Source organism: Paramaledivibacter caminithermalis DSM 15212, from assembly GCF_900142245.1.
In the GTDB taxonomy this organism is placed as follows: Bacteria; Bacillota; Clostridia; order Peptostreptococcales; family Caminicellaceae; genus Paramaledivibacter; species Paramaledivibacter caminithermalis.
In genome coordinates, this window is sequence record NZ_FRAG01000024.1 from 1 (window position 1) to 15,647 (window position 15,647).

The 15,647-nt window shown below is 30.8% G+C and carries 14 protein-coding genes; 10 read left to right on the forward strand and 4 right to left on the reverse strand.

Annotation, left to right across the window (positions count from 1 at the left end):
• Positions 1-320 (reverse strand): transposase (locus BUB36_RS10400; RefSeq protein ID WP_408633780.1); only part of this gene is annotated, 320 nt, incomplete at its 3' end.
• A gap of 291 nt (positions 321-611) precedes the next feature.
• Complete coding sequence (locus BUB36_RS10405) at positions 612-1,397, reverse strand: transposase (RefSeq protein WP_242655766.1); 786 nt, start codon at positions 1,395-1,397, stop codon at positions 612-614.
• A gap of 514 nt (positions 1,398-1,911) precedes the next feature.
• Between BUB36_RS10405 and BUB36_RS10410 the strand changes: the two genes are divergently transcribed.
• A complete protein-coding gene (locus tag BUB36_RS10410; protein WP_073149690.1) occupies positions 1,912-3,162 on the forward strand; it encodes a serpin family protein in 1,251 nt (416 codons plus the stop codon).
• Between the two features lie 35 nt (positions 3,163-3,197).
• On the opposite strand, the gene BUB36_RS10415 is transcribed toward BUB36_RS10410, so the two are convergent.
• Both BUB36_RS10415 and BUB36_RS10420 read right to left on the reverse strand, forming a co-directional pair.
• A complete protein-coding gene (locus tag BUB36_RS10415) occupies positions 3,198-3,434 on the reverse strand; it encodes a sodium ion-translocating decarboxylase subunit beta (RefSeq protein ID WP_073149692.1) in 237 nt (78 codons plus the stop codon).
• A gap of 201 nt (positions 3,435-3,635) precedes the next feature.
• On the reverse strand, positions 3,636-4,997 hold the full coding sequence (locus BUB36_RS10420) for a sodium-dependent transporter (RefSeq protein ID WP_073149694.1): 1,362 nt from the start codon (positions 4,995-4,997) through the stop codon (positions 3,636-3,638).
• An 853-nt stretch (positions 4,998-5,850) separates the two neighbouring features.
• Here BUB36_RS10420 and BUB36_RS10425 point away from each other — a divergent pair.
• The 9 genes from BUB36_RS10425 to nagB all read left to right on the forward strand — a co-directional run bounded on the left by BUB36_RS10425 (position 5,851) and on the right by nagB (position 15,378).
• Positions 5,851-8,550 (forward strand): sigma 54-interacting transcriptional regulator, encoded by a 2,700-nt coding sequence (locus BUB36_RS10425; RefSeq protein WP_073149696.1) that lies wholly within the window; start codon positions 5,851-5,853, stop codon positions 8,548-8,550.
• Positions 8,551-8,793: 243 nt separating this feature from the next.
• Entirely contained in the window at positions 8,794-9,060 is a 267-nt protein-coding gene (locus tag BUB36_RS10430; protein WP_073149698.1) for an HPr family phosphocarrier protein, read from the forward strand.
• A gap of 41 nt (positions 9,061-9,101) precedes the next feature.
• The gene (locus tag BUB36_RS10435; protein WP_073149700.1) at positions 9,102-10,013 is read left to right on the forward strand and encodes an N-acetylglucosamine kinase; all 912 of its coding nucleotides are present in this window, start codon (positions 9,102-9,104) and stop codon (positions 10,011-10,013) included.
• A 48-nt stretch (positions 10,014-10,061) separates the two neighbouring features.
• Positions 10,062-10,373 carry a PTS sugar transporter subunit IIB gene (locus BUB36_RS10440; RefSeq protein ID WP_073149702.1) on the forward strand — a complete coding sequence of 104 codons (312 nt, stop codon included), beginning with the start codon at positions 10,062-10,064 and terminating at the stop codon, positions 10,371-10,373.
• Between the two features lie 83 nt (positions 10,374-10,456).
• Positions 10,457-11,722: a PTS sugar transporter subunit IIC gene (locus BUB36_RS10445; protein WP_073149704.1), complete on the forward strand. Its 1,266-nt coding sequence runs from the start codon at positions 10,457-10,459 to the stop codon at positions 11,720-11,722.
• Between the two features lie 124 nt (positions 11,723-11,846).
• The gene (locus tag BUB36_RS10450) at positions 11,847-13,157 is read left to right on the forward strand and encodes a 6-phospho-beta-glucosidase (protein ID WP_073149706.1); all 1,311 of its coding nucleotides are present in this window, start codon (positions 11,847-11,849) and stop codon (positions 13,155-13,157) included.
• A gap of 27 nt (positions 13,158-13,184) precedes the next feature.
• Positions 13,185-13,490 carry a PTS lactose/cellobiose transporter subunit IIA gene (locus BUB36_RS10455; RefSeq protein WP_073149708.1) on the forward strand — a complete coding sequence of 102 codons (306 nt, stop codon included), beginning with the start codon at positions 13,185-13,187 and terminating at the stop codon, positions 13,488-13,490.
• Between the two features lie 32 nt (positions 13,491-13,522).
• The gene (locus BUB36_RS10460) at positions 13,523-14,638 is read left to right on the forward strand and encodes a DUF871 domain-containing protein (protein WP_073149710.1); all 1,116 of its coding nucleotides are present in this window, start codon (positions 13,523-13,525) and stop codon (positions 14,636-14,638) included.
• Complete coding sequence (nagB, locus tag BUB36_RS10465; RefSeq protein WP_073149712.1) at positions 14,626-15,378, forward strand: glucosamine-6-phosphate deaminase; 753 nt, start codon at positions 14,626-14,628, stop codon at positions 15,376-15,378. The genes BUB36_RS10460 and nagB overlap by 13 nt, the downstream gene beginning before the upstream one ends.
• Positions 15,379-15,647: the final 269 nt, after the last annotated feature.

The window sequence follows — 15,647 nt, forward strand, 5'->3', positions numbered from 1 at the left end:
ATACCACTAGCATAAAGGGAGATTACCTTTTCTTCAATCCCAGAAATATCCCTTTTATTTTTAGGAACCACAATAGGTTCAAACTCTCCATTTCTATCCCTAGGAACATTAATATCTAGCTCTCCATACTTAGTTTTTATTGTTTTGTTAGCATATCCATTTCTTTTATTCTCTGTTTCTTTATTTTTTCTGTCTCCTTTACCGTAACCCAGCTTTACTTCAAGTTCTGCTTCAAGCATTTCCTGAAGGGCATCCTTAAACATATCTTTTAGGTATGCATAAATATCATCTGCTGTTTTAAATCCTCCATCTACTATCATTTGTCTTAATACTTTCTTCGGTAATGTACTCATAAAAATTCTCCTTTCTAACTTAATCTTTTTTAGATTCTTGCCAGAAAGGAGACATTATTTACGGTCAGACACATATTTTATGACACTACCTCTTAGGTTGGGGGTGTATACTTTTTTTTATTCATACTTTTATTTAATCTTTTATATTTTATTGTTTAAAAGAGGATATTTGAAAGTACATTATTTGGTTTTTAAATTTATAGGTTGTTGAATAATTATTGTATAACAATCGATAGGCTTAACTAGTTCAGTTATTACCTATTTATTCCAAGGGAATTTTAGATTATTAACCCCTTTTTCTTGGTTAATTAGTTTTTCAATTAAATATAATAATAAAGTCCACATTACATGAGATTTGTATTTGTTATGGCCATATAGTCTAGGTTTTTCTAAGTTATAGCGTTGTTTTAGTACTTCAAATAATCTTTCAATTGTTATTCTGTTTCTATATATTTTCTCCCCCGTAGGGGATTCAAGATATAGGATATTCTTTCTGCTATATTCATTTTTTAGAGAGTCTATAGACTTAGCTTTACGGAGATCTATATCTGTTAGTAAATTGATTGAAAGTTCATCACATAACTCAAATAATTTAACACTGTCATAGGCAGCAGCTCCTAAAAGTACGAATATATCATAATCATCCAATTCACGTATTAACTCTTTACAATTACTATCATAAACATTTGCAGTAGTGAAATTAAAGGCTATGGTAATAGAATCTAAGGAACTGACTAAATGAAGTTTATACCCTTGACACCACCCTAATCGGGTAGATTTGTCTTTTTTAGCTTCAGAATCAAACTTAGAACTTCTTAAAGCAGTTGAGTCTACAGAACAAACCCTTAAATCTGGACTTAAAAGTAATACAAACAATCTGTATACTTGATAAAACAAATTTTCTTGTATTTGTTTAATTCTAATACAAAAGGTGGAATGATCAGGAATATCAGTTAACCCAATAATCTTAATAGCTAAAGCATCATTGGATAGTTCCCATTCTAACTCTCTTAGACAACAGACATTCCTAATAACTTTATACATTAAACATTGCATTATTTGTAAGTCTGAGTACTTCTTAGGTCTACTGACTTTTTTAGCCTGAGTATTAGATACAAATTTTTAAAATATATTTTGCAATTTTTTACAAACCATATTAAAGGGGTTATTTTTTATCATGTTAAATGTTATAATCATTTTAGTCGTCCTTTCTAGATGATTGTTTTTGTGGTACTTAACATGATACTAGAAAGTGGCGACTTTTTTAATTGGTAATTTTAGTTATTCAACAACCTAAAGATAAATCAATAGGGTTTTATTTATCTTTAGGTTGTTGAATAACTATTTTTACCGAAAGTAAAATGCTATATTTTAGCTATCAAAGGTATTTTTTATAAAAATGATTCTAATTTTATAATGTAGAGAATTAGCTGAATTGCCAATTTCCAAATTTAGTTATTCAACAACTTAATATAAAAATAAATTAGATTATAAATAATATTACATTTTTGGAACAAAATAAATATTCATGCGTCTATGTAAATGAGGAGGATAGAGAATGAAAAAAATATCATTGCTATTAGCAATTAGCCTGTTGCTATCAAGTATATGTGGTTGTACTCCCTTTAGCAGTACTGTGGTAATTGATAGCACCAGTACATTGAAAAAAATTGACATCAAGGAAGAGACAATTGAAGATAAAATAATAAATAATATCAACAATATTGGAATTGAGGTTATGAAGAGTACTTGTAAAGAGGGGGACAATGTAATAACTTCACCTTTTAGCTTAGCAGTTGTTCTTACCATATTAGCCAATGGAGCAGAAGGTGAGACAAAGGAGGAACTACAATCAATTATTAATCCATATAATATTTCCAAGGAAAACCTAAACAAGCAGTATTGCATACTTTTGAATATGCTTAATGATTCTGGTTATGAGGAGAACAATAAGAAGACCACGGTTATAAATACTGCAAACTCCATATGGACATCAAATGATATATCATTAAGGGAAGGCTTTAAAAAGGATTGTGCTTCATATTATGATACTGGAATTTATAATATTGATTTTCATAGTAAAGATGCTAATTCTATAATAAACAAATGGATAAATGATAAAACAAATGGAAGAATAGAGAATTATTTGAAGGATATAAATCCTGACACTTTAATGTACATATTTAATACTCTTTATTTTAAAGGGAAGTGGCAAGACGAATTTTCAAAGAACAATACGAAGGTTGAGGATTTTTATCTTAAGGATGGAAGCAAGAAAAAAGTAGATATGATGAATACACAAAGACAGATGCCTTCCTATGAAGATGATGATATTATTGCAGGAAGCTTAAATTACTATGGATGCAGTATGCAGCTTGTCATACCTAAATACGATATAGATGAATATATATGCAACTTAGATTACCAAAAACTTCAAGAGAAGCTTAAAAAGAGCGAATATGTAAAAACAAAAATAAAGCTACCTAAATTTCAATACGAAGCAGAATACTCTTATAAGAATATTCTTCAAAAGCTAGGATTAAATAAAGCCTTTAGTATAGATGATGCCGATTTCAGATATATTTCAGATAGTAAGCCATTGTTTGTAGATGATATTTCTCAAAAATGTGTTATAGGTATGGATGAAGAGGGTACAGAAGCAGCAGCCCTAACATCAGTGGCTGTATGCGGTGCAGCTGAGCCCTCTGAAAGAATCATAGAGCTCTATGCAAATAAACCCTTTATATATTTTATAAAACATAATAGAACAGGGGTCGTCATGTTTGCAGGTGTTGTGTATGAGCCTTAGAAATTTAGAAACTCATAATAATTTCATGGTGGAAACTATTTTCTAAATCTTTTTCTAAAAGAAAAAAAGATTATCAATCCAATTAAAAAAATAATACTTAAAAAAACAGCATGTGATGTTCCTTGGCTTGAGGCAAGGAAAATTTTTGTAGGACCATCTGCTCCACCAATAATTCCTATACTAGCTACTGATTGATTATGATAGTCGAAAAAGAATTTAAAAATAAAAATACTTAAGAATAAAAAAGCTACATAAATTAGTATTTTTTTCATAAATAATCTCCTTATCATTAATAAATTTACCAGTTAAAGCTAGATGTTTAATATTATTCAATACTATATTTATATTTTACAAAAAATCTAAAAAACCTTTAATCTTTATAAATGTATACTAATATCCATATAGTTTAAGGTCAGGTCTTTAATAGCCTATTGACTTAACCACTAAAGACCTGACTATCTATATATTATTTATTAATTAGAACTTAAAAGCTTACTTAGAATTCCAGTTGAATTCAATAAAATCAATAAGATAGCAGCAGGAGCTAAGAATCTAATGATAAAGCTATATAAGCCTTGCTGTTTGAACTGATACTGACCATCACTTGTAATTTCAGCAATGGCATTTTTGGTGCCCCAAACCCATCCTACAAATATACATACCAGTATTCCACCTACAGCAAGTAAAACATTTGATGTTAAAAAGTCAAACCATCCAAAGAAGGTTTTCCCTAATATGGTTATATTACTCCATAATCCAAAGGATAGTACACTAGGAATAGCTAGTAAAAATATTGCAGTAGACACTAATATAGTAGCCTTTTTTCTATGCATATTGAATTCCTCAATAGCAAAGGAAACAATTACCTCTAATAAAGATATAGTAGAGGTTAAAGCAGCAATTCCTATAAGGGTAAAGAATAACGCTCCAAAAAAGGTACCAAAGGGCATTTCTCTAAAAACAGCTGGAAGAGTAATAAATATCAGTCCTGCTCCTTGACCTGGCTCTAAGCCATATGCAAAAACAGCTGGAAAAATAACTAAACCTGCCATAAGAGCTATTACAGTATCAGCTATAGTTACTTGAATAGCTAAATTTATAATATTTTCATTTTTATCAATATAGCTACCATAGGTTAAGATAATACCCATACCTAAGCTCAATGTAAAAAATGAGTGACCAAGGGCTTCTAGAACACTTTGAGTAGTCAATTGAGAAAAATCGGGTTTGAAAAGGAATTCAATTCCCTTTGAAGCTCCTTCTAAAGTTAAAGACCTAAACATTAATAATATCAAAAGACCTAGTAGAACGGGCATCAATATCTTACAGTACTTTTCAACACCATCCTTAATTCCAGAAATAACAATAATGGCAGTTAAGACTATTATTACAAAAGTACACAATAAAGGCTCAAAAGTACCTCCAATAATGCTTTCAAAATAAGCGCCTAAATTAGCCGCTTCTATAGAAACTAGTTTTCCTGTTGCAGCTCTACCTATGTATGACAATATCCATCCAGCAATCATGGTATAATAGGATAGTATTATAAAAGCAGTTAATGTAGCTAAATAGCCAGATAGGAACCATGGCTTTCTGGGTTCTATTTTTTTAAATGCACCAACTGCATTTGCTTGAGTTTTTCTACCTAGAACAAATTCTGATACCATTACAGGTAAGCCTATTAGGGTAATACAAACTAAATATACTAAAATAAATGCAGCTCCTCCATTTTTACCAGTAATATACGGAAATTTCCAAATATTACCTAAACCTATGGCAGAGCCTGCAGCTGCAGCCAATATTCCTAATCTTGATCCAAAAGTATCTCTTTTCATAGTATGTCATCCTTTCATGTCAAATTTAGCAGAAAAAAATTAAAATTCAGAATGCGCATTCTTAAAAATAATAAAATCTTCTATGAAGATTTTAAATAAAGACTTTGATTAAACATATTGAAGAAGTTGTAGAATCACATAAATAAATTTAAAGGATTTATAATTTCAATATGTAAAAAAATCTTCCGCCTCTATAAATATTTAGCAAATACTTATAGGGACGAAAGATTAATATTCCGCGGTACCACCCTACTTTGCAATAAAAAATTGCATCTTTATTCAGGTCAAAATAAAACATGAATATAGATTTCCCATAGTGAAACTTAATTTATATATATCAAAATATCCAGAGTTTTTAAGGATTTTTGATATGTATAAATTAACTGTTTTACTGGAATATCTATAATAGATTTATTTAACCCATAGCCATATATTGGTGGCAGCCAGCCTTATTTACTCGGTAGTCCTTTCAATTTGGCAGCTCAAGAGTGATCATTATATATCTACTTTAACGCTAACTCTCAGCAAACGTTAGCTCTCTGTAGTCAAAGACTTGATATTTTTCTCTCCATCTTCGCTTTAAAATATAAATTTTTAAGACAGGTATTATTATACGAATATTATTATAATATGTCAATAAAAAATTTTCATAATGTTTGTAAAAAATAAATTGAGTAGGTTACTAAAAGGAATAATGTAGAAATAAAGAGAAAGGAGGGTTTGAAATTTTTACTACTTTGTTGTACCATATTATAAAACAAACAATTCCAAATTATTCATAAAGTGGTTTAAAATATTAAGTAGTCTTGTATTACCTTATGAATAATTTAGGATTAAATCAAGGAGAATGATTATGAAGAAGGTTAATCAGGTTTATGAGGCTTTAGTTGAATTAGAAAAAAAAAATAAAAGAGGTATTTCCGCTAAAGAAATAAGTGAAGTCCTAAACACTGATAGAGCCAATGTTAGTAGATATTTAAATATGCTTTATAGAGATAATAGAGTGGCAAAAATAGAAGGAAGACCTGTTCTTTATAAGTCTATAAAATCAGATTTAATCCAGAGAACAACTATGGGAAATAAAAATAGTTTAAATAAAATTATTGGGGCTAAGGCAAGTCTTCGAACACCTATTCAGCAGGCAAGAGCAGCAATTTTATATCCTCCAAATGGACTTCATACATTGATCTTAGGAGAAACTGGAGTAGGGAAGTCTATGTTTGCAGAATTAATGTATCAATTTGCAAAGGAATCCAAAATAATTGAAGAAGATGCACCTTTTATTCAATTTAATTGTGCCGATTATGCTGAAAATCCTCAGTTGATTATGTCTCAAATTTTTGGAGTAAAAAAGGGGGCATATACTGGAGCTGATTGTGATAAGGAAGGATTACTTAAGAAAGCTGACCGTGGCATATTGTTTCTTGATGAGGTCCATCGCTTGTCGCCTCAAGGACAAGAAATGCTTTTTACTTTTATTGATAAAGGATATTTTAGGCCTCTAGGAGAAACGGAAAAGGTTATTTATGTAGATGTACGTATTATTGCTGCTACAACTGAAGATCCCCAATCATACCTGCTTAAGACATTTACCAGAAGAATACCTATGACTATTGTTCTTCCTGCACTAAGGGATAAGGGAATGGCTGAGAGATATGAGTTAATTGAATCCTGTATTAAACGAGAATCAAAGAGAATAGGAAAAAGTATTTATGTAAATAGAAACTCATTGATTTCATTACTTTTATATGATTGTCCCAATAATATAGGTCAGCTTAAGAGTGATATACAGCTTGCATGTGCTAAAGCATTTGTAAAGTATAAATCAAAGGAAGAAAAATATATACTTATATCACAATCCGATCTTCCCCAACATGTAAAAAGAGGATTAATGAAGATTCAAAATAATAGAGAGGAAATTGATCGTATTTTTAAAGGTAAAGGAGATATTTTGAGATTTTACTATAAGGATGATAAAGATCATAATATAAGCCCACAATATCAAGTAAGCAAGGGATTTTATGATGTTATTGAAAAAAAGCTTGAAGCTTTGAAAAATGCAGGAATAGAAGATAAAGAGATAGATAATATTATTAATTTAGCTATTGAAAGCCATTTTAGAAAATATATTGAAAATCTCCCAAAGGGAATAGAAAAAAATGAAATATCAGAAATAGTAGATATAGAGATTTTAAAAGTAGTGGAAGAAATATTGAATTTTGCTGGTAAAAGACTTAAAAGAGAATACGATGAAAAAATATATTTTGGTTTAGCCCTTCATCTTCATGGATGCATTGAAAGGCTTCAAAGTGGCAATAAAATATATAATCCCAAATTAAATATGATTAGAGTTGATTATCCTAATGAATTTGTAGTTGCAATGGAAATAGCTAGAATCATTGATGATAAATTTAATATTGAAACTCCCTTAGATGAAATAGGTTATTTAACAATGTTTTTAGCATCTAATACATTGGGTATAAGGGATGAAGAAAAAGCCAAGGTTGGTATTTTAGTAATCATGCATGGAAAATCTACTGCAAGCAGCATGGTTGAAGTAGTTAATAACTTAGTAGGAGGGCAGCATGCAAAGGCTTTAGACATGCCCCTTAACATGAAGCCTCAAACTATGTATGAAATTGCAAAGCAGCATATAAAAGAAATGGATAGGGGTAAGGGTATTATAGTGATGGTTGATATGGGTTCCCTTACTAATTTTGGAGACATGATATACGAAGAAACAGGAATAATTGTTAAAACTATAGATATGGTTAGCACACCTATCGTTATCAATGCTTGTAGAAAGGCTATTTTAGGACAAGATCTTAATGAAATATATACTACTTGTAAGCAAATGAATTTAAGCAATAAAGCCACTGCAAGAAGAGAGAATATAAATGATAAGAATATAATTATTACAGCATGTTTTACTGGGGAAGGTGCTTCTGAAAGATTGAAAAGAATCATAGAGGATAAGCTATATGAAAAAAATAGCATAGAAATCATTCCATTGAATATTTTAGACCGAAGGGAATTTCTATGTAAAATTGATCAATATAGGGAAAAACATAAAATTTTAGCTGTTGTAAGTACTATAGATATTAATCTAAATGATATTCAATGTATATCAGCGGCTGAAGTATTAAAGGGAGAAGGAATAAAAAAAATCATAAATATAGTAAAGGAAGAAGACCTGTATTTGAATATCGGTAAGTCATTAAAGGAACATATGATGTATATTGATGGTAAAAAAATTGTAGATGATGTAAGATATATTGTAGATAGTATTGAGGAAAGTTTAAATATACAAGTAGTAGCTGAAGTGAAAGTAGGAATTATCCTGCACTTAAGCTTTTTAATTGATAAATTGTGTGGCAATGGAAAAGAAACACACTTTGAAGACTTGGAGGAATATAAAAATCAGTATAGCAGAGAGCTTATCATTATAAAGGACTGTTTAAGATCGTTAGAGAGTAATTATAATATTGAAATCGGTGAAAATGAATTGGCTTATATTTGTAAAATGTTTATGTTAAACAAAGAGGATATATAGTGTATAAAGTGTGTAAAATAGTGTGCAGTATAATTGCACACTATTTTTATTTATAAAAATAAAGCTATATTGATATTGTTTAAGATAGCTAAAAAATTTTTCAGTGAAATTCTGCTTAAATACTAGCTTTTATAAAAATTGAAGTTAATAAAGAATAATTTTAAAAAAAATAATTAATTTTGGCATTATTTATGCTTATATAAATAAGCACACAGAAAGTGAAAGGAGGATGCTGATTTAGGAATGCAAAAGTTAACTGTAGTAGTGAACAATAAATCTGGATTACATGCAAGACCAGCTGGATTATTTGTTAGAACAGCCAATAAATTTAAAGCAAGCATAACAGTAAGCAAGAATGGAAGATCAGTAAATGGTAAAAGTATCATGGGTATTTTAGGGATAGCTGCATCTAAAGGAGATGAATTAGAAATAATTGCAGAAGGACATGATGAAATAGAGGCAATAAACGAAATAAAAGTATTATTTAATTCTAAACTTATCCATGAATAAAGATAACCAATATTAAGAAATTCAAATGAAAGGAGGTATATATGGGATATTATATAGGAATTGATGGTGGAGGTACAAAAACCTTGGCTTGCTTATGCAATGAAAAAAAGGAGATTCTATCATCAATTCAAGTAAGCTCCACTAATTATCATAGTGTGGGAATAGAAAAAGTAAAAATAGAATTTGAAGAAATATTTAATTTTTTCAAAGCAAGTCAAGGGATAGCTTTAGATAATATTAAAGGTATTTGCATTGGAGGAGCAGGAGTAGATGGAGCAGAAGATCAAAAAATCATAAAAAGAGTTTTTAGGGATATTGGATATAAAAATAATTTGCAGGTTTACAATGATTCTATTATAGCCCTTGTTGGAGCAAATGGAGGAAAAAAAGGCGCTATACTTATTAGCGGTACAGGCTCTATAGCCTTTGGAATTGACAAAGCAGGAAAAGAATATCGTGTTGGTGGCTGGGGTCATATAATTGATGATGTGGGAAGTGGATATGCCATAGCAAGGGATGGATTAAAAAAGATAATGGAAAGCTATGATGGTAGAGAAGAAGAAAGTACAATATGGGAAGCTGTAAGCAGTGAACTTGGCATATTACATATAGGTGAACTTATTTCATTTATATATAATCCTAATACTAAAAAGCATGATATTGCTAGGCTTGCTCCATGTATAATAAATCTATATGAAATTGATAGAGTTGCAAAGAAAGTAGTTGATAAGGCAGTAAGGGATCTGTGTAAGATGATAGAGGCTTTGGCTAATAAAATGAATGAAAAGGATTTTTCATTGGGGTTAAGTGGTAGTGTATTTTTAAAATCAGATTTAATCAGGGAGCTTTTCACTAAGAATATTAATCAAAGGTATCCAAAGATTTATGTTCATTTACCTGATGAAAGCGCTGTCAAGGGAGCATTGATTTTGGCAGTAGAAGAATATAAATAGTGTTCTACTTAGGATACTTATAGAACTTGACTGAAAGGAGACTTAACTATGAAAAAAATAATGCTAGTTTGTTCTGCAGGCATGTCGACTAGCTTATTGGTTACAAAAATGAGAACTGCTGCTATAAAAAAGGGTATAAGTGTTGATATTTTTGCAGTATCTGAGGCAGAGTTGAAAAATCATACTAATGATGTAGATGTTGTTCTTTTAGGACCACAGGTTAGATTTCTTTTAAATAAAATGGAAAAAACACTTGAACCAAAGGGGATATCTATAGCAGTTATTGATAGTGTCAACTATGGGATGATGAATGGTGAAGCGGTTCTTGAACAAGCATTAGATATAATAGGAAATAAATAATTGTGAATAATTGTGTGATTAAAGCAATATAAGGTTGCATTTTATGCAATCGAATATATGATAAAAAATAAAGGAGGATTTATATGAAGAGGTTTTTTGATTTTATGGAAAAACATTTTGTACCTATAGCTGCTAAGATAGGGGCGCAGAGACATTTAGTGGCTATTCGTGACGGTTTTGTTGGTATTATGCCTTTAATTTTAGCAGGATCTATTGCAGTATTATTGAATCAGACTGTTTTTAAATGGATACCTGCATTTAGTGGATTAACTGCAATTAATGGAAATGTTTGGTGGGGAACCTTTGCAGTAATGAGTTTATTGATAGCTTTTTCAGTTGGATATAATCTAGCTAAAGGTTATGGATCTGATGCTCTTGCAGCAGGATTAGTCTCAGTAGGAGCTTTCTTGGTTGTTACTCCACAATCCCATGGAGATGCTGGTTGGGGATATATTCATTGGGGATATTTAAATGCTACAGGTTTATTTACTGCTATTATAGTGGCTATTATAGCTACAGAAATATTTGTTAGACTTTTAAACAAGAATATTATTATAAAAATGCCTGATAATGTTCCGCCTTCAGTTGGAAGAGCATTTGCAGCAGTAATTCCAGGTTTGATTGCTATATATGTATTTGGAATTTTAGCATTTTTAATAAATAAGTTAGGTGGAAATAGTTTATATGATTTAATTTTAAATTTAATTCAAAAACCTTTACAAGGATTTAGCCAAGGGGTACTGTCTGTTATGTTCTTCTCTATGCTTATAAATTTCTTTTGGTTCTTTGGTTTGCATGGAGCTAATATAATGGATCCAATAATGAATGCATTGTACTTACCTGCTTTAGAAGCAAATGCAAGTGCTATACAACAGGGGCTACAAGCGCCTAATGTAGTTACAAGAGTTTTCTTTGATGCTTATATACATTTAGGTGGTTCTGGTGCTACTTTAGCACTAATTTTAGCAATATTTATTGCTTCTAAGAGAAGAAAAGATTATAGAACAGTTGCAAAATTAGGTGCTCCAGCAGGAATCTTTCAAATCAACGAACCTATAATATTTGGATTACCTATAGTACTCAATCCAATTCTATTTATTCCTTTTATTATCGTTCCAGGAGTTTTAACACTTATTGCTTATTCTGCAACTGCCAGTGGACTAGTGCCACCAACATACGTTGTAATGCCATGGACAACTCCAGTTGGTATTGGTGGTTTTTTAGCAACAGGTGGCGACATAAGAGGAGGATTATTAGCATTGGTAAACTTTGCAGTGGCTGTAATGATATATTTACCATTTGTAATTTTAGCAGATAAGATGGCAAGTGGTGAAAGTACCGTAAAATAAAGCCGAAAGGATATTGATTCCTTTCGGTTTTACTAAGATTTTTCTCTTAAAAATAATTTACAATAAAGATTAATAAAGATTAAAAATAAACTATATTAAAGCTATTGTTTTGTGAGGTGTAAAAATGAATAAAGGACTAAAAATTGCAGTAATAGGTGGAGGTAGTAGTTATACCCCAGAACTTATAGAAGGATTTATTAAGAGAGCAAATGAGTTGCCAGTAAAAGAGATATACTTAGTTGACATAGAAAAAGGTAAGGAAAAGTTAGATATTATATATAATTTAACTAAAAGGATGATTAATAAAGCAGGCTTAGATATTAGTGTCTATAAAACCCTTAATCGTAAAGAAGCTATTAAAGATGCAGATTTTGTAGTTACTCAGCTAAGAGTAGGAGGATTAGAAGCAAGAGCAAGGGATGAAGGAATCCCCTTAAGGTATAATGTTATTGGACAAGAAACAACGGGAGCAGGAGGCTTTGCTAAGGCAATTCGCACAATACCAGTTATTTTAGACATATGTAGAGATATTGAAGAACTGTCTCCAGATGCATGGTTGATAAACTTTACAAATCCAGCGGGAATCATTACTGAAACTGTATTAAAATATACAAATGTAAAAGTCATGGGTTTATGTAACGTGCCAATTGGAATGGTTAATAATGTAGCAAAATTACTTGGTGTAAGCAGTAATCGAGTAAGAATAGAGTTTGCAGGTCTTAACCATATGGTTTATGGAAAGGAAATATATTTAGATGGCAAAAATGTAACAGATGTTGTTTTAGAAAAGCTGGGTGATGGTGGACTAATAAATATGAAGAATATTCCTGATATTAAGTGGGATACAGATTTCATTAAAACTCTAAAAATGCTACCATGCCCTTATCATAGATATTTCTATTTATCTGACGATATTCTTAAGGAAGAGCTTGAAGGACTTAAGAAAAATAAAGGAACTAGAGCTGAGCAGGTTATGAAGATTGAACAAGAGCTCTTTGAAAAGTATAAAAATCCAGCTTTAGATGAAAAACCAGAGGAACTTGAAAAAAGAGGAGGGGCATATTACTCTGATGCAGCAGTTTCCTTAATTAGTGCAATTCATAACGATAAGTCAGAGATTCATACTGTCAACATAAGAAACAATGGAGCAATTTCATCATTACCTAATGATGTTGTAGTAGAGATCAATGCGGTGATCAATAGAGCAGGAGCTAAGCCTGTTGTTCTAGGAGAATTACCAGTACAAATTAATGGGCTAATCCAACAAGTTAAAGCATATGAACTTTTAACAGTAAAGGCTGGAGTAACAGGAGATTATTATACTGCCTTAATGGCATTGACAACAAATCCTTTGGTGTATTCTGCTAATATTGCCAAGAAATTATTAGATGATATACTCTTAGAAAATAAAGATTATTTGCCTCAGTTTAACTAGAAATCAAGATATAAGGAGCGATAAAATATGGATTTTGAAATGAATATATTTACAATAATAACCTATAGTGGCGATGCCAGAAGTTCAAGTATGGAAGCAATTACCTATGCAAAACAGGGAGATTTTGAAAAGGCTAAGGAATGTATTGAAGAAGCAATAGAAAAGCTTGAATTGGCTCATAAGGAACAAACAAAGCTTATACAAGCTGAAGCCCAAGGAGAAAAGCATAATATATCCCTATTACTGATTCACGCTCAAGATCATCTAATGAATGCAATGACCGTTAAAGATCTTGCAAATGAGTTTATAGATATTTATAAAACAATAAAATAAATTTTATTAAAAATATATTATTGGAGGATAAGATGAAAAGATTAGGCGTTTCTATATATCCAGAGAATGCCAGTGTTGAAGAAAACAAGGCATATCTATCTTTAGCAGCAAAATATGGATTCACAAGGGTTTTTACGTGCCTTATATCGGTTGATGGGGATGTAGATAGAATAATTAAAGAATTTAAAGAAATTGTTACCCATGCAAAGAATTTGGGTATGGAGGTTATAGCCGATGTAAGTCCAGAAGTCTTCAAACGATTTAATATCAGCTATAAAGATTCAGTTTTTTTTCATGAGCTAAATTTAACAGGAATAAGATTAGATCTTGGTTTTTCAGGGTTTGAAGAGAGCTTTATGACCTTCAATTCTCATAATCTAAAGATTGAATTAAATATGAGTAACGGAACCAAATATCTTGACAATATTCTTTCTTATATTCCTAAAAAGGAGAACTTAATTGGGTGCCATAACTTTTATCCCCATAGATATACAGGTCTTTCTAGAAAGCATTTTCTAAAATGCTCTGAGCAGTTTAAAGAATATGGTATAAGAACTGCAGCCTTTGTGTCTTCCAGCAATGCAACCTTTGGACCATGGCCTGTAAGTGAAGGATTATGTACCCTTGAAGAACATAGAAATAAGTGTATTGAAGTTCAGACAAAGGATTTATTCAATACAGGTTTAATAGATGATGTTATTATAGCCAATTGTTTTGCGTCGGAAGAAGAGCTTAAGGTACTTGGTAAGCTTGATAAAGATATTCTCACATTAGGAGTTGAGTTAGTAGAAAATATTCCTGAGATAGAAAGGAAGATTGTTCTGGATGAACTTCATTTCAATAGAGGTGATGTTTCTGAGTATATGATCCGTTCTACACAAAGCAGAGTAAAATATAAAGGTAATCACTTTGAATTATTTAATCCAAAACCTATAAAAAGAGGTGATATTTTAATTGAGAGTTCCTTATATAATAGATATGCTGGAGAATTTCAAATTGCATTAAAGGACATGGATAATAGTGGAAAGACAAATGTTGTGGGAAAAATAGCAGATGAAGAATTGTTTTTAATTGACTATATTGAACCCTGGCAGAAGTTTAAACTTGAATTAAAAAATAAAAGAGGAGAAATAAAATGCGAATTATAGTTGAAAAGGACTATAAGGAGTTAAGTAAAAAAGCTGCTAATATCTTGGCAAGTCAAATTATACTAAAACCCGATAGTGTTCTAGGGCTTGCTACAGGATCTACCCCTATAGGCACATATGAAGAATTAGTAGGTATATATAAGAAAGGGAATATTAATTTTTCAGAGGTTGTTACCTTTAATCTTGATGAATATTATGGATTAGACAGCTCTAATCAGCAGAGCTATTATTACTTTATGAATAAATATCTATTTAGACATATAAATATAAAAACTGAAAACATTCATATACCTAATGGAAGAACAAAGGATGTTGATTTAGAGTGTAGAGATTATGAAGAAAGGATTAAAGCTGCAGGGGGTATAGATATTCAATTATTGGGTATAGGAAGGAATGGACATATTGGTTTTAATGAACCCGATGTAAAATTTGAGGCTCTAACACATTTGGTTACTCTAGATGAAGATACTATTAAAGCAAATTCAAGGTTCTTTCCTTCAATTGAAGATGTACCAAAGCAAGCAATAAGTATGGGAATAAAGACTATCATGCGTTCAAAAAAGATTCTTTTATTAGCTAGTGGAAGACAAAAATCACAAACAATATATGAGATGATAAAAGGCAAAATAACACCTAAGCTACCTGCATCGGTATTACAATTGCACCCTGATGTCACTGTTATAATAGATGAAGAAGCAGCAATTCTTTTAAAAAAGATAAATTATGCTCAAGTAGTATAATTTATCTTTTTTTATGATATTTTAAGAGGTAGCAGCTTCAGTAGAGGAACAGACAGCTACTATGACAGATATTGCTGAGATGGTAGAAAAGCTAAGAGTTATAGCTGATAACATAGAAGAAAAGGTTATGATTTTTAAGGTTTAAACAAAAAACCTTACCATATAGGAATTTAAGTAAAGACTTTAATTTATACATGTCCAAAATGCCCAGAGACATTGCATATTTGTACATGTATAAATTAAGTTTTACTATGTAAATCCTATAGTTA